The organism is Paraburkholderia humisilvae (genome assembly GCF_902859855.1).
Taxonomy (GTDB): Bacteria; Pseudomonadota; Gammaproteobacteria; order Burkholderiales; family Burkholderiaceae; genus Paraburkholderia; species Paraburkholderia humisilvae.
This window is the reverse complement of sequence record NZ_CADIKH010000016.1, coordinates 1-19,970: the sequence shown is the minus strand read 5'-3', so window position 1 is coordinate 19,970 and position 19,970 is coordinate 1. Positions and strand designations below refer to the sequence as shown.

Here is a 19,970-nt window from a genome sequence, read left to right as displayed (position 1 = left end):
AGCGCTTGCCGATGAACACCCCTTTCGACTGCACCTGGCTACTCGCCGATCCTGGAACGCAAGCGGCGCAAGCCGGCATGCGCATCACCATCGACCACGGCCGCATCGCGGCGCTCACGCCGACACCCGCGCTCAGCACGCCGCAAGCGCCGCGCCGCGTGGCGCTGCCCGCGCTGAGCAACGCACACGATCACGGCCGCTATCTGCGCAGCGCGAGCGTCGGCGCCTTCGACAAGCCGCTGGAAAGCTGGCTGCCGTTCATGGGCCTCGTTCCCGGCGCCGATCCGTATCTCAGCGCAGCGGCCGCCTTCGCGCGCTCGGTTCGCCACGGGGTCGCGAATCTGATGGTGCATTACACGCGTGTCCAGGGCGGCATGCCCTACGTCGACGAAGCACGCGCGGTCGCACGCGCGGCGCGCGACGTCGGCAACCGGATCGGTTTCGCAATCGCGATGCGCGACCGGCATGGCATTGCGTATTGCGACGATGCGACCGCGCTGGCCGCGCTGCGCCCAGCGATTCGCGACGCGGTGGCCGCGCAGCTGGCGGTCAAACCGGTGTCGGCCCGGCAACAGCTCGCACTCGTCGACGACGTCGCGCGCATGATCGACGCCGAAGGCTACGGCGAGCACGTCACGGTGCAATACGGCCCGACCGGCGTCCAATGGTGCTCGACGCCGCTGCTCGAGGCCATCGCTCAGGCATCGGCCGAGCACGACCGGCCGGTCCATCTGCATCTGCTGGAAACGCGCTATCAACGGGAATGGGCCGATCGCGCGCATCCCGAAGGCATCGTCCGCTTCCTTGACGACCTCGGCCTGTTGAGCCCGCGGCTCACACTCGCCCACTGCGTCCATACGCGCCCCGAGGAACTGGAACGCCTCGCCGAGCGCGGCGTGACCATCGCGATCAACACCAGCTCGAACCTGTATCTGAAATCCGGCATCGCGCCGGTGCCGCAGATGTTGCGGCACGGCTGCCGCGTCGCCCTGGGCCTCGACTGCACCGGCACCGACGAGGACCACGACGCCCTGCGCGAGCTGCGCCTCGCCTATCAGTTGCATCGCGGCTGGGGATTCGACGTGACGATGGATCGCGCGCAGCTATGGGCCTTCGCCGCGCAGAACGGCCGGCGCAGCGTGCTGGGCGCGCGGGCCGATACACCACCCGGCGGCCGGCTGGCGGAGGGCGCGGCGGCCGACCTCGTGCTGGTCGACTGGGACGCGCTCGACGACGACGGCCTGCTGAATATCGACCCGCTCGACCTGCTGCTGGCGCGCGGCAGCGGCGCGCACATCGACGAAGTCGTGATCGGCGGCCGGACCGTGGTCGCGCGAGGCCGCGTCTGCAGTATCGACGAAGCCGCCGTGCGCGCCGAACTGATCGGACAGCTGCGCACAAAAATTGCCGCGCAGCCATCGGTGCAAGCATGGCATGCGACGCTGCAAGCGCTGTCGGAAGACCTGGGCCCGTTCTATCTGAAAAGCGCGTGGTTCGGCTGTTGCTGAATCCGATGCACAAGACGCCGCAGCAGGCTCAGGCCGGCTGCACCGATAGCGCATCGGTGGCCGCACCCGCCATCGCACGCGCGATCGCCTGTTGATCGGTCTCATGCGCGGGTGCGTCGTACACGATTCGCCCTTCGCTCATCACCGCGATCCGATCGGCAAGCTCGACGATCTCGTCGAGGTCTTCCGAGATCAACAGCACAGCGGCACCCCGATTGCGCTGCTCGACGATGCGTGCGCGAATCTCCGCCGCCGACGCAAAGTCGAGACCGAAACACGGATTCGCAACGATCAGCACATCGACGTCGCCGGACAGTTCGCGCGACAGAATCGCGCGCTGCACATTGCCGCCCGACAGGTTGCTAATCGGCTCGTCGGGCGATGCCGTCTTCACGCGATACGCGGCGATCAGCCGCCGCGCATACGCGCGAATCCGCGCGGGCGACAGCCATCCGCCCACGCCACGCAGGCCCGGCTGATCGAATACGCGAAACGCAATGTTCTCGGCGACCGTCATTTGCGCGACCGCGGCATTGCGCAGCGGCTCCTCCGGCAAGCAGAACACTTTGCCCGCGCGCATCTGCGCACGCAGCGGCCGGTACACGCGCTGGTTGACCTGCAGGCGCCCGCCGCTGGCGGCGCGCTGGCCCGATAGCACCTCGACCAGCTCGGCCTGACCGTTGCCCGACACGCCCGCAATGCCGACCACCTCGCCCGCACGCACCGCGAGACTCACCTCGCGCACCGCCGGCAGTCCGTCGTCGTCGGCCGCGCTGATGCGCTCGAGCGCGAGCGCAACCGGCTGCGCGGCGAAGTTCCATGTCCGCCGCGGCGCCGCTTCGCGCAGTACGGCGTCGCCGACCATCATCCGGCTCATCGCATCGACCGACAGGTCGCCGACCGTGCCCGCGCCCGCCAGCCTGCCGCGCCTGAGCACGCTGACGTCGTCCGCATACTGCATCACTTCGCGAAACTTGTGGCTGATCATGATCACGGTCAGCCCTTCGCTGCGCGTGAGCGTGCGCAGCAGCGACAGCACCTGGTCGGCCTCGCCCGGGGTCAGCGCCGAGGTTGGCTCGTCGAGAATCAGCAGACGCCGCGCCAGATACAACTGCTTGAGTATTTCGAGCTTCTGTCGTTCGCCCGCCGCAAAGCTCGCGACCGGCCGGTCGAGCGGCAGCCTGAACGGCATCCGTTCAAGAAACGCATGGAGCCTGGCCTTCTCGGCGCGCCAGTCGATCAGCGCCGGCACCTCGGGCCGCGCCATCACCAGATTCTCCGCGGCGCTCAACGACGGCACCAGCGTGAAATGCTGATAGACCATTCCCATGCCGTGCTGATGCGCGTCGCGGATGCCGTCGATCGCCACCTCGCGGTTGTCGAGCAGGAGCTGGCCGCGCGTCGGCCTGTGTTCTCCCATGATGCATTTGACGAGCGTCGACTTGCCTGCCCCATTCTCGCCGAGCAGCGCATGGATGGTGCCCGCGCGAATCCTGATCGACACATCGTCGAGCGCGACGTGCGCGCCGAAATGCTTCGTCATCCCGATCGTTTCGAGCATGAGGCCGGCGCGGCCCGGCCGGTCGCTGACGCGCCGCGCGGAAGGAACAGCGGATGGATGAATCATGGTGAACCCCTCGAACCGGATCGCGCGCGCCGCATCGGGCCTTGTGCCCACGCGCGGCGCGCGCCACGACTGGCTGACATCAGCGGCGCGAAATCGACAGTTCGGCCGGCACGCCTTTCAGATTGCGCCGCGGCGACGACGCTGCGACCAGCACCACGAGCGTCAGCAGATAAGGCGCCGCATTGAAAAAGTAGTAGCCCGATGTCATGCCGACACTTTGCAGCGCGGGCCCGATCGCCCCCGCCGCGCCGAACAGCAGCGCGGCGCCGATACACGCGAGCGGATGCCAGCGCGCGAAGATCACGAGCGCGACCGCCATCATCCCCTGCCCGGACGACAGGCCCTCGCTCCAGCTGCCGGGGTACGACAGCGACAGAAACGCGCCGCCGACACCCGCCATGAAGCCGCCGAGCGCGGTCACCGCAAGCCGCACGCCGTCGACCGAATAGCCGGCCGCGCGGGTCGCGGCCGCGGAATCGCCGCACATGCGCACGATGAGCCCCCAGCGCGTACGCCGCAGCGCCCACGCGAACACGACCGCCAGCGCAATGCCGATCAGGAACAGCGGATTGATCTGCAACGCCGCCTGCACCTGCGGCAGCGACGACCATGCGCCGAGCGCGAGCGACGGCAGATGCGGCGCATCCGGCTGGATATACGGCTTGCCGAAAAAGAACGCGAGACCGGTGCCGAACAGCATCATCGCAATGCCGATCGCGATATCGTTCACGCGCGGCAACCGGCAGATCGCGCCATGCAGCGCACCGAATGCAGCGCCCGCGAAACCCGCGCACAACGTGCCGAGCCACGGTGAATGTGTATGAAAACTCACCGCATAGGCCGCCATTGCGCCGAATACGAGCGTGCCTTCGAGCCCGAGGTTGATGCGCCCTGACTTCTCCGTCAGGCATTCGCCGAGACTGACGAACAGGAACGGCGTCGATACGCGGATCGCACCCGCAAGCATCGCGAGCGGCACGGCCCAGATACCGATATCCGTAGTGGCCATTTCAGTCTCCCTCGATGCCGGGTGCGCTGCGCGCCGCCCGGAAGATCGCGAAGCGCCCGTATAGCGTTTCGCTGGCGAGCAGCACGACGAACAGCGTGCCTTGCAGCAACAGCACCGTTGCGTCCGGCAGATCGAGCCGCCGCTGGATCAGGCCGCCGGCCGCCGAAATGCCGCCGACCAGGATCGCGACCGGCACGATCGCGAGCGGGTTGTGGCGCGCGAGAAACGACACGAGAATGCCGGAGAAGCCGTAGCCCGCCGCCAGCGACGCGTTCGCGCGCCCTTGCACCGCGGCCACTTCGAAATAGCCGGCCAGACCCGCGCAGGCGCCGGCGAGCGCACAGGCGGTCACGATCAGCCGGCCGACCGGCAAACCCTGTGCGCGCGCAGCGCGCAGATTGCCGCCGGTAAGCCGCGCGGCGAAGCCGAACGTCGTGCGGCGCATCAGCAGCCACGCGACGAGCGCGAGCGCGACGCTCACGGCCAACCCCCAGTGCACGCTCGTGCCGGGCAGGTTGCCGACCATGTTCGCGTCGCCGATCGGCCGCGTCGACGATTTGATCGGACTGGCCGGATCGCGCAGCGGCCCTTCGACGAAGAAGTTCATGAGCGCGATCGCGAGATACGACATCAGCAGACTCGAGATCGTCTCGTTGACCCCGCGAAAGTGCCTGAGCGCGCCGACCAGGCCGATCCATGCAGCGCCGCTCGCGAGCGCCGCGGCGACCATCGCCAGCGTGACGAGCGCCGTGGGACCGCCGCCGTTAAACGGCAGCGCGGCACAGGCGGCCGCGAATCCGCCCAGCACGAGCGCGCCCTCGCCGCCGATCACGACGAGGCCAAGCTGTGCCGGTATCGCGACGGTCAGCGCGGTAAACACGAGCGGCGCCGCGCGCACCAGCGTGTTCTGCAGCGAGAACCAGGTGCCGAAGCCGCCGCGCCACAGCAACTCGAAAAATTCACCGGGCGGCGTGCCGAGCGCCAGCAGCAGCAGCGAAAAGAGCGCGGCCGCGCCGCATACGGCCAGCAGCGAAATCGTCAGCATTTCCGCGCTTTGCCGAAGCGGCAGGAAGCGCTCGCCGCGCGCGTGCAACGCACCGGCTGTCGACGGCCGCGTCACGGGGTGTGTAACCGATTGCGTCGGGTCGCTTGCCATAGCCAGTTGCAGATAAAGTCATTCCACGCGCGGACCGGGTCCGCCCAACGCGAACCGGTCCGCGCAATCCATGCTCACGCGATCGAACCGATCACGCCTTCGACCAGGTAGTTGGTCTGTTCGAGGAACGGATCGTAGTTGCCGTACGTCTTGTCGATCACGATCTTGCCGGTGTTGCTGCGAATCGGACCGACATAGACTGGCTTGCCCGCTTTCAGGTCGGCAATCGCGGCAAGCGCCGCGCTGCGTGCCTGCGGCGTCGCGCCGGCGCCGAACGGCGTGCTCGCGACCAGATCCTTGTCATAGCCGCCATACATCACGTTGGGCAGCTTGCGGCCCGCGGCGATGTCGGTCGCATAGCTCTTGTATGCGGTCTCCCACTTTGCCTCGGCGCCGGTGATAAACCCCTTCGGCGCAAGCGCCGCCTGCGAAGTGTTGTGTCCGCAACTTTTCGCGCCATGCTGCTCGGCGGTTTCGACCACCACCTTCGGACTGTCGACGTGACATGCGATCACGTCGCAGCCGCCCGCGATCAGCGCGTTGGTGGCTTCCGCTTCGCGCACCGGCAGCGACCAGTCGCCGGTGAAGATCAGCTTGACCTTCGCATTCGGGTTCACCTTGCGAACGCCGAGCGCGAATGAATTGATCGTGCGCAGCACGATGCCGATCGGCTTGGCCGCGACATAGCCAATCTGATTGCTCTTCGTCGACAGGCCGGCTGCGACGCCGTTCACGTAATGGCCCTGGTCGCGGTACGCGAAATAGCCGCCCAGGTTGGCCGGGTTCTTCGCGGGGTCCCACAGCTTGCTGGCATGCCGGAACTGCACGTTCGGATACGCGCGCGCAAGATCGACCATATATGGATCGAAGTAGCCGAACGACGTGCCGAGAATCAGCGATGCGCCATCGAGCTGGATCATCGACTCCATCGTTTTGCGCACCGCGATCGTTTCGGCCACGTTCTCTTCCTCGACCACGTTCACGTTCGGCAGCGAGCGCAACGCCTGCGCGGCAACCGCATGCGACTGGTTCCAGCCGAAGTCGTCGCGCGGGCCGACGTAGACGATGCCGATCGTCAACTTGTCTTTCGCGGCGGCGACCTGCGGCAGCATGCCGGCGGCAAGCCCGAAGGCGCCGGCGCCGGACAGCGCGAGAAAGTGTCGTCGATTCATCTGCTGCTTCATGGGTGATCGCTCCAGGCGTGTGTTTGTTCAGGCGTGTACGGATGACGTTTCAGGTCGCGGGGGCGGTGGCTATCGTTTGCGAGCGGTTCACGGCCGGATCATCGTTTGCGGGTACGCTTTGCCGCGGCCTCGCGCGATGTGCCCGTGGCCGCGCGAGGCCGCGCCACCGGTTGGTCGGCTGACGCGAAAGCCGCCGAATAGCGGCCGAGTATCTCGACGACGTCAGCCGGCCCTTCGTCCGGGGGATGGACCAGCGAACGCGCTTCGAGCGCCTCCAGGTGGTCGCGCATCAGTTGTTGCGCCCGAACCGCGTCGCGCTTGCGCAGCGCTTCGATCAGCGTGCGATGCTCGCGCATCCCGCACTCCTGCGACGGCTCATGTCCATGCACGGCGAGGATCAGCGAGCAACGCGACACGACCTCGGACACGTAGCGCTCCATCAGCGGATTGCCGGTGAGTTGCGCGAGCAGCAGATGGAACTCGCTGGCAATGCGCAGCTCGAGCTTCGCGCTGCCGGCGCCGAGCGTGGCCTCCTCGGCGCGCACGTGGTCCTCAAGCAGCGCGGCGAACTGCGGCTGCCAGTTCTGCGCGACCAGACGCACGACCTCCACTTCGAGACAGCGGCGCACATCGAAAACCGCCTTCGCTTCTTCGCGGCTAGGCCGCGCAACGGTCGCGGTGCGCTTGTTGCCGGTGTCGATCAGACCTTCGTTCGCGAGCCGCGCGAGGGCCGCGCGAATCAGTGTGCGGCTCACGCCGAAATGCGCGGCCAGCGCGTCTTCGGGCAGCTTTGTGCCGGGTACGAGCGCTTGCTCGACAATGGCCTGCCGCAACGACAGATAGGCGACATCGGCACGACTGACTGGCTTCATGAAGGAAAGCGGAAAGAGAAGCGGGACCGGCCGCGCAGCATCGCGCACGGACTGGCAAGTGGACGCGATAGATCGCAACTTGTATGCCAGACACCAGCGTCAAGAATACTGAACTGGCCCGAAGCGGCATACAGATGCGGCTTCGCGACACACTCAGGGCAACCTGTCCGTTCGCTTCGAGCGCCGCACTCACACCGTGCCGCGCCCGCTTTTGGCGCGCGCCATGCGCCATAGCGAAGAATCGGCACCCCGTTTTGGTACACCGTTTTGACTTCTTGCTGCATACGTGAAAACCACGTATTGTCGACAACGATTTTTAGTCAGGGATACAGGACAGCGGAAATCCGGCCGTGTCCGCGTGCCTCGCTAACAGCTGAATGCCTCCTTTCACTGTCCTTCGCCTATGAACGAAACCCGCGCTGTCCACGCAGCCGATGCGGCCGCATTCGGTCCGCTCGCGACACACGGCCGCTTTGCTTACCGTCCTATCACGCACGCCGATGCGTTCCGCTGGCCCGGCGACAAAGGACTCGCCGTCTATCTGGGCTTCAACATCGAACACTTCGCGTTCGGCAGCGGTCTCGGTGCGGCGCTGGGCCCTGTGTCGCCGGAGCCGGATGTGCTCAACTACAGCTGGCGCGAATACGGCAATCGGGTCGGCGTATGGCGCTGCCTCGAACTGTTCGATCAACTCGATATGCCGGCAGGGGTACTCATCAATACGGCGCTATACGACCATTGCCCGGAAGTGATCGACGCGTGCGTCGCGCGCGGTGACGAGTTGATCGGACATGGCCACACGAACTCGCAGCGGCAAAGCACGCTCGGCGAAGCCGACGAACGCGCACTGCTTGCGCATTGCCGCGAGCGGATCGCCGCGCACACGGGCACGCCGCCAACCGGCTGGCTGTCGCCATGGATCTCCGAGTCGCACGCGACACCCGACCTGCTGGCCGAGACCGGTTATCGCTATACGCTGAACTGGTGTCACGACGATCGCCCGGTGCCAATGACGACCAGGAGCGGTGCGCTCTGGTCGATTCCCTATCCGCAGGAGCTGAACGATCTGCCGATGATGATCGCCCGTCACCTCGACGGGCGCGCATTCGCGGACATGATCATCGACCAGTTCGACGAAATGCGCGAGCAGGTGCGCTCAGGCCGGCATCCGCAAGCGCTCGTGATGGGCATCGCGCTGCATCCGTATCTGGTCGGGCAGCCCTACCGGCTGCGTCACTTGCGGCGGGCGCTCCAGCACATCGCCGCGGCCCGTGCGCAAGGCGACGTGTGGGTCACGACGCCCGGTGCGATCGCACGCCATATGGACGCGATGCAAAGCGCGGGACTCGTGCGGACGTACACACCGCCGCACGACGCGCATGCTGGCTGAAGCCGGGGCGAAGTCTTTGCGCCGGCGCGGCATCCAGATAACCGCCACATTCGCGACCGGCGCCTTCCGTGCGATGCGACGTTGCACAGCCGCGCCGCGGCGCTTAAGCCTCCATTAAGCAACCCGCGTGACGATCGGCCGCAGAGAAGAAGCGCGCTTGTCGAGCGTCGAGGAATTTGCCTGGCAGACAAGCGTTATTCACACGTGAGGGTCCGCGCGACACGCGACCGATCGCTGCGTGCACTCACGTCGTTAGATGACTGTCAGGAGACGTTATGTGCGGTATTGCGGGATGGGTTGACTACGATTGCGATCTGAACGGCGCGCGGCCGATCGTTCAGGCGATGACCGACACGATGGCGTTGCGCGGCCCCGACGCCCAAGGCATCTGGATTGACCGACATGCGGCGTTGGGTCATCGACGGCTTGCGGTTATCGATCTGGAAGGTGGCGTGCAGCCGATGTGCGCTGCCGAAGACAACAGAGCCATCGCGTGCCTCACTTATAGCGGCGAGGTCTACAACTTCGTCGAACTGCGCGACGCACTGCGCAAGCGCGGTCACGCCTTCAGAACGAAGAGCGACACCGAGGTCGTCTTGCACGCGTACCTCGAATGGGGCGATGCGTGCGCGGAGCATTTTGTCGGCATGTTTGCGTTCGCGATCTGGGACGTACGCGAACAGCAACTGGTGCTAATCCGCGACCGGTTCGGTGTGAAGCCGCTCTTCTATCAGCCGTTCGGCCACGGCGTGCTGTTCGGCTCCGAGCCGAAAGCGATTCTCGCGCATCCCGATGTGCGCGCGCGCGTCGGGCTCGACGGGTTACGGCAGGTACTGACCGCCGGCCGCCTCCCCGGCTGCGCGATTTACGACGGCATGCACGAAGTGAAACCCGGCTACGTCGTGCGCGTCTCGCGCGGCGGGATCACCGAACGCCGCTACTGGAAACTCGAAGCGCGCGAGCATACCGATTCGCTCGTGGTCACGATCGAGACCGTGCGCGCGCATCTGGACCGGATCGTGCAACAGCAAACCGTTTCCGACGTGCCGCTATGCAGCCTGCTGTCGGGCGGCCTCGACTCATCGGCCATTACCGCGCTCGCCGACCGCGTGATGCGGCGACGCGCCCACTCGCCTGTCAGGTCCTACTCCGTTGACTTTCCCGACCGGGGCATGGCGTTCGTGCCCGACCCGCTTCGCGGCACGTCCGACACTCCGTTCGTGCACGAATTCGTCAAGGAAGTGCACACGCACCATACCGAGGTCGTGCTCGAACCCGAGCAACTGGGCGATTCCGGCGTACGTCGCGCAGTGGTGGACGCGCTCGACGCGAACTGGAACGTCGGCAGCGACCTTTACCCGTCGCTCTACCTGTTATTCGACGCGCTGCGCAAACATTCAACGGTCGCGCTGTCCGGCGAAGCCGCCGATGAAGTCTTTGGTGGGTATCAATGGTTTCACCTACCCGAAGCCATCAACGCGCCGCAGCTGCCGTGGCTGCGGGACTTTCCCGGCCTGGGCCACGTGCTGTCGAAAGACCTGGTCGAAGCGCTGCGTTTGCCCGAATACCAGGCGGACATGTATGCACAACTGACCGCCGCCACCCCGTCCCTGCCCGGCGAGAACAGCACCGAAAAACGCATGCGCGAACTCTGCTTTCTCGCGTTGACCTCGTGGCTACCGGTGCTGCTCGATCGCAAGGACCGGATGAGCATGGCGGTCGGACTCGAAGTGCGCGTGCCGTTTTGCGATCACGAACTCGCTCAGTACGTCTTCAATACGCCATGGAGCATGAAGACATTCGACGGACGCGAAAAGAGCCTGCTGCGCGCCGCCTGTGACGACGTGCTGCCCGAAGCAATTCTCAAGCGAACCAAGAGCCCCTATCCGGCCACCCAGGACCCGGGCTATGAACGGTTGTTGCAGCGACAGATGGCGGCGCGCCTCGCGAATCCGTCGCCGATGATGCAGCAGACGTTCGACCTCAACGCGTTGCGGGGCATATCTGGGAATCCGGTCGGCAAGGTGAGCATCAGCAACGACCGGATCGATCTCGATCAAGCGCTCGTGCTGATCGACTGGCTCGAGCGCTACGACGTCGAACGGGTGTGAGAATCGATGCGAAGTCAGCGATATGCAGTGAAGGACGTGAAGCGAACCATATGAAGCGCGGTAAACGCAACGCGGCGCTCACCCGCCGGCCGTGCCGGCAGATGAGCGCCGCTTTTCACACGTGCAGCGCGCTTAGCCCTTCGCCTTCAGTTCCAGTCGGAACTTGTGCAGCAGCGGCTCGGTGTAGCCGCTCGGCTGCTCGCGCCCCTCGAACACCAATGCGCACGCGGCCTTGAATGCAAGCGACGCGTCGTAGTTCGGCGCCATCGGCCGGTAGTTCGGGTCGCCCGCGTTCTGCTGGTCGACCACCTTCGCCATCCGGCGGAACGTATCCTCGACCTGTTCGCGGGTGACGACGCCGTGATGCAGCCAGTTCGCAATATGCTGGCTCGAGATACGCAGCGTCGCGCGATCTTCCATCAAGCCGACGTTGTTGATGTCGGGCACCTTCGAGCAGCCGACGCCCTGGTCGATCCAGCGCACCACATAGCCGAGAATGCCCTGCGCGTTGTTGTCGACTTCCTGACGAATCTCGTCTGCGCTCCACTGCGCCTTTTCGACCACCGGCACCGTCAACAGACCGGCCAGCAATTCGTCGCGCGCGCTTGCGTAATCGGTGCGCTCGAGTTGCTGCTGAACCGCCTGCACGTCGACCTGGTGATAGTGCAGCGCATGCAGCGTCGCGGCCGTCGGTGACGGCACCCATGCGGTGTTGGCGCCGGCCTTCGGATGCGCGACTTTCTGTTCGAGCATCGCGGCCATCAGGTCGGGCATCGCCCACATCCCCTTGCCGATCTGCGCACGCCCGCGCAAGCCCGCCGCAAGACCGACCAGCACGTTGCTGCGCTCGTACGCGGTGATCCACGCGGTCGACTTCATGTCGCCCTTGCGCTGCATCGGCCCCGCTTCCATCGACGTATGCATCTCGTCGCCGGTGCGGTCGAGAAAGCCCGTGTTGATGAACGCGACGCGCGCGGACGCTTGCGCGATACACGCGAGCAGGTTCACGCTGGTGCGGCGCTCCTCGTCCATGATGCCCATCTTCATCGTGTTGCGCGCGAGGCCCAGCACGTCTTCGACGCGGCCGAACAGTTCGTTCGAGAACGCGACTTCATCCGGGCCGTGCATCTTCGGCTTCACGATATAGATCGAGCCGGTGCGCGAATTCAATCTGGTGGTGCGATCGTGCAGCGCGCACAGCGTCGTGATCATGCCGTCGAGCAGGCCTTCCGGAATCTCGTTGCCGTCGCGATCGAGCACGGCCGGGTTCGTCATCAGATGGCCGACGTTGCGGATAAAGAGCAGCGAGCGGCCGTGCAGCGTCAGCTTCGAGCCGTCCGGGCGGCGGTACTCGCGGTCCGCGTTCAGCCGGCGCGTGAAGGTCTTGCCGTTCTTCGTGACCGCTTCGGTCAGCGTGCCGTTCATCAGACCGAGCCAGTTGCGGTAGAGCTCGACCTTATCGTCCGCATCGACCGCGGCAACCGAGTCTTCGCAGTCGATGATGGTCGTCACCGCCGCTTCGACGAGCACGTCCTTCACCTGCGCGGCATCGGTCTTGCCGATCGGATCGGCCGCATCGATCTGGATCTCGAAGTGCAGCCCATGGTGCTTGAGCAGCACCGCCGACGGCGTCGCCGCTTCGCCGTGGAAGCCGGCGAACTGGCCCGGGTCGCGCAGCGCGCTGCTGCCGCTCTTCAGCGTGACGACCAGCTTGCCGCCCTCGATCGCATAGCGCGTCGCATCGGCATGCGAACCGTTCGCGAGCGGCGCGGCTTCATCGAGGAACGCCCGGGCGCGCGCAATCACACGCGCACCGCGCTTCGGATTGAAGCTCGCGGTTTTTTCCGCGCCATCGGTCCCGGCAATCGCATCGGTGCCGTACAGCGCATCGTAGAGGCTGCCCCAGCGCGCATTCGCGGCGTTCAGCGCATAACGCGCGTTCGACAGCGGCACGACCAGTTGCGGACCCGCCTGCTCGGCAATTTCCGTATCGACGTCGTCGGTCGTCGCTCGCACGCGCGCCGGCGACGGCACGATATAGCCGATTTTCTCCAGAAAATCGCGGTACGCATGCGCGTCGCGCACCGGTCCCGGGTGCGCGCGGTGCCACGTGTCGAGTTCGCGCTGCAGCCGCTCGCGCTCGGCGAGCAGCGCGCGATTCTTCGGCGCGAGGTCATGCACCAGCTTGTCGAAGCCGGCCCAGAACGTCGCGCTATCGACGCCGGTGCCCGGCAGCGCTTCTTTTTCAATGAACTGATCGAGGTTGGCAGCCACTTGCAGGCCGCCGCGTTGAATCATCTTGGTCGGTGTCATCGTCGGTACATCCTGTCTGCTGTTTCGTTGGGGCAAGTGAGGTTGCGAGTAAAGTTATCGGCTAAATGACCGCGCGCGGGCTGGGCGCGGGGCGTTCCGGGGCTGCGTCCGGGGCTGCGTCAATGCGCGACACTCTGTGCGCCGGCACGAGCGATCTGCGCATCTTCCGACGCCTTCACGCCGGACACGCCGACGGCGCCGACCACCTGCCCGTCGACCACGACCGGCACGCCGCCTTCGAGCGAAGTCAGCAGCGGCGCACTGAGAAACGCGGCGCGCCCGCCGTTGACCGAGTCTTCGTACTGTTTCGATTCGCGGCGTCCGAGCGCGGCGGTGCGGGCCTTTTCGGTCGCGATATAGGCGCCGATCGGCGCACAGCCGTCAAGGCGCAGAAGCGCGAGCGGGTGGCCGCCGTCGTCGACGACCGCGATCGTCACGGCCCAGTGGTTCTTTTCGGCCTCGGCGCGGGCAGCATCCAGAATACGCGACGTTTCGGCGACGGACAGCGTGGGCTTGTTCAACATATTCGATTTTCCTTTCGACGATAGGTTTGCTCGGCACACACCGGACCTGCGAACGCGGGTGTCCGCCCGGCCCGCGCACGCCGCGGGACGCGGCCATTGACATCCAGGCAATGACTGTTCCCGATGGATCGAAGCGAAGCCTGAACCTTTCATTCACGGCACTGGAACGGTGGGGTACCGCCGGTCGTGCGGCGCCCAGGCGTGATGACGCCCGAAACGCAGGTTCGGGGGCGAGAGTACCACTTTGAAATGCGTTCTGTGTATCGTGCGCGCAGTCTAAGGCGCGGCGGACGCGTTGCTCTCGCAACGATTGTTGCGAGGATTCGCAGCAACAAATGCGGTGTCGCGAGGTCTACTGACTGCATTCGATGCGCACGCACCGAATGAACGCCGCGCGACGCGGCACCCCCTTCAGCCAAAGGTGACCCCGCATGAGTTCGACCCAACCGTATTCGCTCTTTATCAACGGCGACTGGATGCCGTCGACGGGCGCAGAACGCCTGACCATTCGCAGCCCCGCCACCGGCGAAACGATCGCCACCGTGACCGACGCGACCGACGCCGATGTCGATCGCGCCGTCGATGCCGCGCAAGCCGCGTTTGCTGCGTGGAGCCGCCGCACCGCGCTCGAGCGCGCCGACTTCCTGCTGCGTCTGAACGTGCTGATCGAGCGCGACCACGAGCGCCTCGCGCGCCTGCTCACCCAGGAAGTGGGCAAGCCGATCCGCGAGGCGCGCGGCGAAATCGACTTCACGATCGCGTTGATCCGCTATGCCGCCGAAAACGCGCGCCGTATCGAAGGTGACATCGTGCCGGGCAGCCGCCCCGGAGAAAAGATCCTGATCGAGAAACTGCCGCACGGCGTCATAGGCGGCATCACCGCGTGGAATTTTCCGGCTGCGCTGCTGGCGCGCAAGGTCGCGCCGGCCATCGCGGCCGGCAATACGATTGTGCTGAAACCGCACGAAATCACGCCTGTTACATCGCTCGAAATCGGCAAGCTGATCGCCGAAGCGGGCATTCCGGCGGGCGTCGTGAATATCGTCAGCGGCGGCATCCGCACCGGCCAACGGCTCGTGACGCACCCGTTGGTCAAGCTGATCACGATGACCGGCAGCACCCGCGCGGGCAAGCAGATCATGGCGGCCGGCGCGCCGTTGCTCAAGGAAGTTCGGCTCGAACTGGGCGGCAAGGCGCCGTTTATCGTACTGGCCGACGCGGACCTCGAACTGGCGGCCAGCGCCGCCGTCGAAGCGCGCTTTCTGAACGCGGGCCAGGTCTGCACAAGCAACGAGCGCACCTACGTTCATGAAGCCGTCTACGACCGTTTTATCGAACTCGTCACGCAGAAGATCAAGGCGCTCAAAGTCGGCGACCCGACGGACGAGACCACCGACATGGGGCCGAAGATCAGCAAGGTCGAGCTCGAGAAAGTCGACGCGATGGTCTCGAAAGCGGTGCAGCAAGGCGCCAGGGTGCAGTTCGGCGGCGGCCGGCTCAGCGGCGGGATGTACGACCTCGGCCACTTCTACCAGCCGACCCTGCTGACCGGCATCACCCATCAGATGGATATCGTGCATGCTGAAGTATTCGGTCCAGTCGTTTCCGTGCTGAAAATCAGCAGCTTCGATGAAGCCTTGAAGTTCGCGAACGATTCGAGCTATGGCCTTTCCGCGTATCTGTTTACGAAAGACATCGGCGTGCTGATGCGTACGTCGGCCGAACTGAACTTCGGTGAGATTTACGTGAACCGGTCGCTCGGCGAAGCGCCGCAAGGTTTCCATCATGGTTACGGTGACAGCGGCCTCGGCGGCGAGGACGGCAAATATGGCCTCGATGCCTACGTGCGCACCAAAACCATTTATCTGAACGCATAACGCATCAGGCGGCGATCGGCTCGCTTGCGCAGGCTGCCGTGCGATTTGCGCAGCCTGCGCAAGATCATGATGCGGCACGAAAGACAGTCGAAAAATCGCGATGGGCATCCTATGATAGGTAACTCGCCCAGCGTCGCGAGTCCCGCGGCGGCGCTGCCAGACGTCATTCGCGACGCATCGCCGTGCCCCCGCGTCGCGACACACCGCACACGGAGGCTTTCGCAATGGCCGACGCTCCTCTCGCTCAATCCCCGCTGCAATCCGAAGAATTGCGCAAAATGGACCGGTATTGGCAGGCCTGCAATTATCTGTCTGCCGGCATGATTTACCTGCGCGCGAACCCGTTGTTGCGCAAGCCGCTCGCCGCCGAGCACATCAAGCGGCGCCTGCTCGGCCACTGGGGATCCGATCCAGGGCAAAGCTTTCTGCTCGTGCATCTGAACCGCTTGATCAAGCAGCGCGACCTGAATGTGATTTTCGTTTCGGGCCCGGGTCACGGGGCTCCCGCTACGCTTGCGCATAGCTACCTCGAAGGCCGCTATTCGGAGATTTATCCGGATCGCAGCGAAACCGAGGAAGGCATGGCGCAGTTCTTCCGGCTATTTTCGTTTCCGGGCGGCGTGGGTTCGCACTGCACGCCCGAAACGCCGGGGTCCATTCACGAGAAGGCGGCGAACTCGGCTACAGCCTGTCGCATGCGTATGGCGCGGCATTCGACAACCCGGATCTGATCGTCGCCGCGATGGTCGGCGACGGCGAGGCGGAGACCGGGCCGCTCGCGACATCGTGGCATTCGAACAAGTTTCTCAACCCGATACGTGACGGCGCGGTGCTGCCCGTGCTGCATCTGAATGGCTACAAGATCGCGAACCCGACGATTCTCGCGCGCATTCCGCATGACGAGCTCGAAGCGCTGTTTATCGGGTACGGTCATAAGCCCTACTTCGTCGAAGGCGACGATCCGACCGTGATGCACCAGAAAATGGCGGCGACGCTCGACCGCTGCGTCGACGAAATTCACGCGATCCAGCGCGAAGCGCGCACGCAAGGCATCCGCAACCGCCCGCGCTGGCCGATGATCGTGCTGCGCTCGCCGAAAGGCTGGACCGGGCCGCGCGAGGTGGGCGGCCATAAGGTGGAAGGTTCGTGGCGCGCACACCAGGTGCCGATCGCCGACCCCGCAACCAACCGCGAGAGCCTGCGCCTCGTCGAAGCGTGGTTGAAGCGCTACCAGCCCGACACGCTGTTCGATGCATCCGGACGCCTCGTCGAAGAATTGCGCGCGCTCGCGCCGGAAGGTTCGCGCCGCATCAGCGCGAACCCGCATGCGAATGGCGGCGCGCTCTGCAAGGCACTCGATTTGCCGCCGTTTCAGGAGTACGCGGTCGCGGTGAAGAAACCGGCCAGCGAATATGTGCCGCCGACCGACGTGCTCGGCAAGTTCCTGCGCGACGTGATGCGGCGGAACATGACGAGCTTTCGTGTATTCGGCCCGGACGAGAACGCGAGCAACAAGCTCAACGCCGTTTATGAAGCGTCGAAAAAAACCTGGCTGGCCGAACTCGAAGAGAGCGACGCCGACGGCGGCGAGTTGTCGGTCGACGGCCGCGTGATGGAGATGCTGAGCGAGCACACACTCGAAGGCTGGCTAGAGGGCTACACGCTGACCGGCCGTCATGGGCTCTTCGCGACGTACGAAGCGTTCGTGCATGTGATTGACTCGATGTTCAACCAGCACGCGAAGTGGCTCGAAAAAGCGAAGCGCGAATTGCGCTGGCGGCAGCCGGTGCCATCGTTGAATCTGCTGATCACGTCGCTCGTGTGGCGTCAGGATCATAACGGCTTCACGCACCAGGACCCAGGCTTTCTTGACGTCGTCACCAACAAGAGCCCGGACGTCGTGCGTATTTATCTGCCGCCCGACGCGAATTGCCTGCTGAGCGTGGCCAACCACTGCCTGCGTTCACGCGATTACGTCAACGTGATCGTGGCGGACAAACAGCCGCATTTGCAGTACCTCGATATGAACGAAGCCGTCACACATTGCACGAAGGGCATCGGTATCTGGGACTGGGCCTCGACCGATCAGGGTTTCGAACCGGACGTGGTGGTTGCGTGCGCCGGTGATATCGCCACGATGGAAGCGCTCGCCGCGGTCGAGATACTGAAAGGACTGTTTGCCGATCTGAAGATCCGCTTCGTCAACGTGGTCGATCTGTTCCGGCTGATGCCGGAAACCGAGCATCCGCATGGGCTGTCCTCGCGTGATTTCGATTCGCTGTTTACGACGAGCAAGCCGGTGATTTTCAATTTCCACTCGTACGCAACGCTCGTGCACAAGCTCACCTACAAGCGGACGAATCACGAGAACATCCATGTGCACGGCTACGCGGAACAAGGCAACATCAATACGCCGCTCGAGCTCGCGATTATCAACGGCATCGACCGGTTTACGCTCGCCATCGACGTGATTGACCGCGTGTCGCGCCTGCGCGGGATCGGCGACCACGCGAAGGAGCGACTGCGCGATCAGATAATCGATCACCTGAACTACGCGCACACCGAAGGCATCGACCGCGAGGAGATTCGCGACTGGTGCTGGAAGGGGTAACCCGCGCGAAACGCGTTCAACGCTGCGCCGCACGCGCGCCGAACAGCTTGCGATAGTACTCGCGGCCCGCGTCCAGGTGCGCGTTGAACGCGAAGCCGAGCGACTGCATGTCGCGCATCTCGGCGCCGGTGATTTTCATCACGTAGCTGTGCTCGGTCGCGACGAGCCGGCAATCGTCTGTCGCATGCTGCGCGCTGAACCACTTGCCGGGGTCCGCGTGGCCCGCCGGGTACACACGGCCGCCGGTTTCGACCTGCCAGCCGCCGTCGAGCAGAATCCAGACGTCGTCCTTCGCCTCGGTGGTCGCGCAATCGACGATCACCGTGCCGACTTGGGCTTCCCATTCCTGTGAATGGTCGATGGTCCAGCGCAGTTGCGCAGTATTCAGCTCCGTGAAAAACGGGGTCTTGCGCAACAGGTGAAGATAGGTGGTTGAGAGTTTCATGGTCGGATGCTCCGATGCTTGTGCAGAGGTCGCGCGGAGTGTGAGGCTGTCGCTTACGACGGCAAAGACAAGCAATGCCAGCGATAAAACGCGCTTGAAGTAAGGGAATCGGCTCATCGGCGCGACAGTCTTGCGCGCGTGCGCCGTCGCGCCGGCGCTTGCGTCTGAGGTGCTGGGGTTCATGAGCGCGTCCTTGATGGGATGACGGCTCAATCATCGGTTATTCCGCCCGGGTGATCATTACTTGCGGATGGCGAAGATAATTCCAATTGCTTTAACAACGCGGCGCCCTATGGCGCTTCCCGAACGCGCTTCGCCTGCCCGTCTGGCAAACGCAGCCATTGCGGCCACGCACACCCTCAATCAATCAGTTCCGAAATCTCAATCAGATTCAAATCCGGATCGCGCAGATACACCGAACGGATCTTCTGTGTCGCGCCGGCCCGCTCAACCGGCCCCTCGATAATCGGCCAGTTGCACGCGGCAAGATGCGCGATCACCTGATCGAGCGGCACGGATGCGATAAAGCACAGGTCCAGCGCGCCCGGCACCGGCAAATGCGCCTTCGGCTCGAATTCGCTGCCGCGCACGTGCAGATTGATCTTCTGGTTACCGAAACGAAATGCAACACGACCCTTGCCGAACGTCTCGAGTTTCATTTGCATCACACGCGTGTAGAAGTCCTGGGTTGCTTCGGCGTCGACGCAGGTCACCACCAGATGGTCGAGATGATCGATCAGGCTCATCGCAGGCTCACTCCTTTTCTTGCTGAACGAATGGCGGCGAACGGCTACAGCTGTTCCGATTCAAGCGCGACACGCTGACCGTCGTAAGGCGTCGATCCGCTCGGCTCGATTGCACGCAGGATGCGCAGCTTGCTCAGTTCGAACGCGAGGCGCAGCTGCTGTTCGCTGGTGTCGCTCGCACCGAGGCGCGCACACACCATTTCATGAGGCAGCGCATACGCGCGATAGCCCCAACCAAAGCCGTAAACGGAAAACCACACCGCGGCGTCCTGGCGCAGCATCGGCGCGGTCATATTAAGCGGCGACTCAGTCATCGTGCTCGTCCACAAAAGAGGTGTGCGCGTCGGCAGGTACGTGCGCTGTTTCATTATAAGAAGCGCAGGTTCGCGCGCACTAACACATTCGTTTAGAAATCGGCCCGCGAGGCGACAGCATGCCATCTCGTGACAAACGAAATATTAATTACACTGATCGTTAGCCATACGACTCTCTATGAACGCGTCCCGCTTTGCAACAGCTTTCGCGTGTTCGGACTGACAGGATGGGCTGCAGCTCTCTATCCGGCCTTGTTGCAGCCGGTAATGCCCGCTGCGGGCC

Annotated in this window: 14 protein-coding genes and 1 pseudogene; 5 read left to right on the top strand and 10 right to left on the bottom strand. The window is 64.6% G+C overall.

Going from position 1 to position 19,970, the window contains the following annotated elements:
- The first annotated feature begins 11 nt into the window (after window positions 1-11).
- Window positions 12-1,508: an amidohydrolase family protein gene (locus tag HV796_RS18140; RefSeq protein WP_175227874.1), complete on the top strand. Its 1,497-nt coding sequence runs from the start codon at window positions 12-14 to the stop codon at window positions 1,506-1,508.
- A 28-nt stretch (window positions 1,509-1,536) separates the two neighbouring features.
- Here HV796_RS18140 and HV796_RS18135 read toward each other — a convergent pair whose 3' ends face one another.
- From HV796_RS18135 to HV796_RS18115, 5 genes are all read right to left on the bottom strand, one after another.
- Window positions 1,537-3,135, bottom strand: coding sequence for an ABC transporter ATP-binding protein (locus HV796_RS18135; protein WP_246355916.1), 1,599 nt, complete (start codon window positions 3,133-3,135; stop codon window positions 1,537-1,539).
- Window positions 3,136-3,214: 79 nt separating this feature from the next.
- On the bottom strand, window positions 3,215-4,144 hold the full coding sequence (locus HV796_RS18130) for an ABC transporter permease (RefSeq protein WP_175227873.1): 930 nt from the start codon (window positions 4,142-4,144) through the stop codon (window positions 3,215-3,217).
- A 1-nt stretch (window position 4,145) separates the two neighbouring features.
- Window positions 4,146-5,300 (bottom strand): ABC transporter permease, encoded by a 1,155-nt coding sequence (locus HV796_RS18125; RefSeq protein WP_175227872.1) that lies wholly within the window; start codon window positions 5,298-5,300, stop codon window positions 4,146-4,148.
- Window positions 5,301-5,374: 74 nt separating this feature from the next.
- Window positions 5,375-6,472, bottom strand: a complete 1,098-nt coding sequence (locus HV796_RS18120; protein ID WP_246355915.1) for a BMP family ABC transporter substrate-binding protein — start codon at window positions 6,470-6,472, stop codon at window positions 5,375-5,377.
- A gap of 110 nt (window positions 6,473-6,582) precedes the next feature.
- Entirely contained in the window at window positions 6,583-7,356 is a 774-nt protein-coding gene (locus HV796_RS18115) for a GntR family transcriptional regulator (RefSeq protein WP_175227870.1), read from the bottom strand.
- Between the two features lie 403 nt (window positions 7,357-7,759).
- Between HV796_RS18115 and HV796_RS18110 the strand changes: the two genes are divergently transcribed.
- Both HV796_RS18110 and asnB read left to right on the top strand, forming a co-directional pair.
- Window positions 7,760-8,746 carry a polysaccharide deacetylase family protein gene (locus tag HV796_RS18110; RefSeq protein WP_175227869.1) on the top strand — a complete coding sequence of 329 codons (987 nt, stop codon included), beginning with the start codon at window positions 7,760-7,762 and terminating at the stop codon, window positions 8,744-8,746.
- 275 nt (window positions 8,747-9,021) lie between these two features.
- Window positions 9,022-10,857, top strand: coding sequence for an asparagine synthase (glutamine-hydrolyzing) (asnB, locus tag HV796_RS18105; RefSeq protein WP_175227868.1), 1,836 nt, complete (start codon window positions 9,022-9,024; stop codon window positions 10,855-10,857).
- 132 nt (window positions 10,858-10,989) lie between these two features.
- Here asnB and HV796_RS18100 read toward each other — a convergent pair whose 3' ends face one another.
- Entirely contained in the window at window positions 10,990-13,170 is a 2,181-nt protein-coding gene (locus tag HV796_RS18100) for a malate synthase G (protein WP_175227867.1), read from the bottom strand.
- A 119-nt stretch (window positions 13,171-13,289) separates the two neighbouring features.
- Complete coding sequence (locus HV796_RS18095; protein ID WP_175227866.1) at window positions 13,290-13,694, bottom strand: heme-binding protein; 405 nt, start codon at window positions 13,692-13,694, stop codon at window positions 13,290-13,292.
- 431 nt (window positions 13,695-14,125) lie between these two features.
- Between HV796_RS18095 and aldA the strand changes: the two genes are divergently transcribed.
- Window positions 14,126-15,571, top strand: coding sequence for an aldehyde dehydrogenase (gene aldA / locus HV796_RS18090; RefSeq protein ID WP_175227865.1), 1,446 nt, complete (start codon window positions 14,126-14,128; stop codon window positions 15,569-15,571).
- Between the two features lie 224 nt (window positions 15,572-15,795).
- Window positions 15,796-18,182, top strand: a pseudogene (locus HV796_RS18085) (phosphoketolase family protein).
- A 16-nt stretch (window positions 18,183-18,198) separates the two neighbouring features.
- On the opposite strand, the gene HV796_RS18080 reads toward HV796_RS18085, so the two are convergent.
- From HV796_RS18080 to HV796_RS18070, 3 genes are all read right to left on the bottom strand, one after another.
- Window positions 18,199-18,810, bottom strand: coding sequence for a hypothetical protein (locus HV796_RS18080; RefSeq protein WP_246355914.1), 612 nt, complete (start codon window positions 18,808-18,810; stop codon window positions 18,199-18,201).
- A 176-nt stretch (window positions 18,811-18,986) separates the two neighbouring features.
- On the bottom strand, window positions 18,987-19,373 hold the full coding sequence (locus HV796_RS18075; RefSeq protein WP_175227863.1) for a VOC family protein: 387 nt from the start codon (window positions 19,371-19,373) through the stop codon (window positions 18,987-18,989).
- A 44-nt stretch (window positions 19,374-19,417) separates the two neighbouring features.
- A complete protein-coding gene (locus HV796_RS18070; protein WP_246355913.1) occupies window positions 19,418-19,687 on the bottom strand; it encodes a hypothetical protein in 270 nt (89 codons plus the stop codon).
- Between the last annotated feature and the right edge of the window lie 283 nt (window positions 19,688-19,970).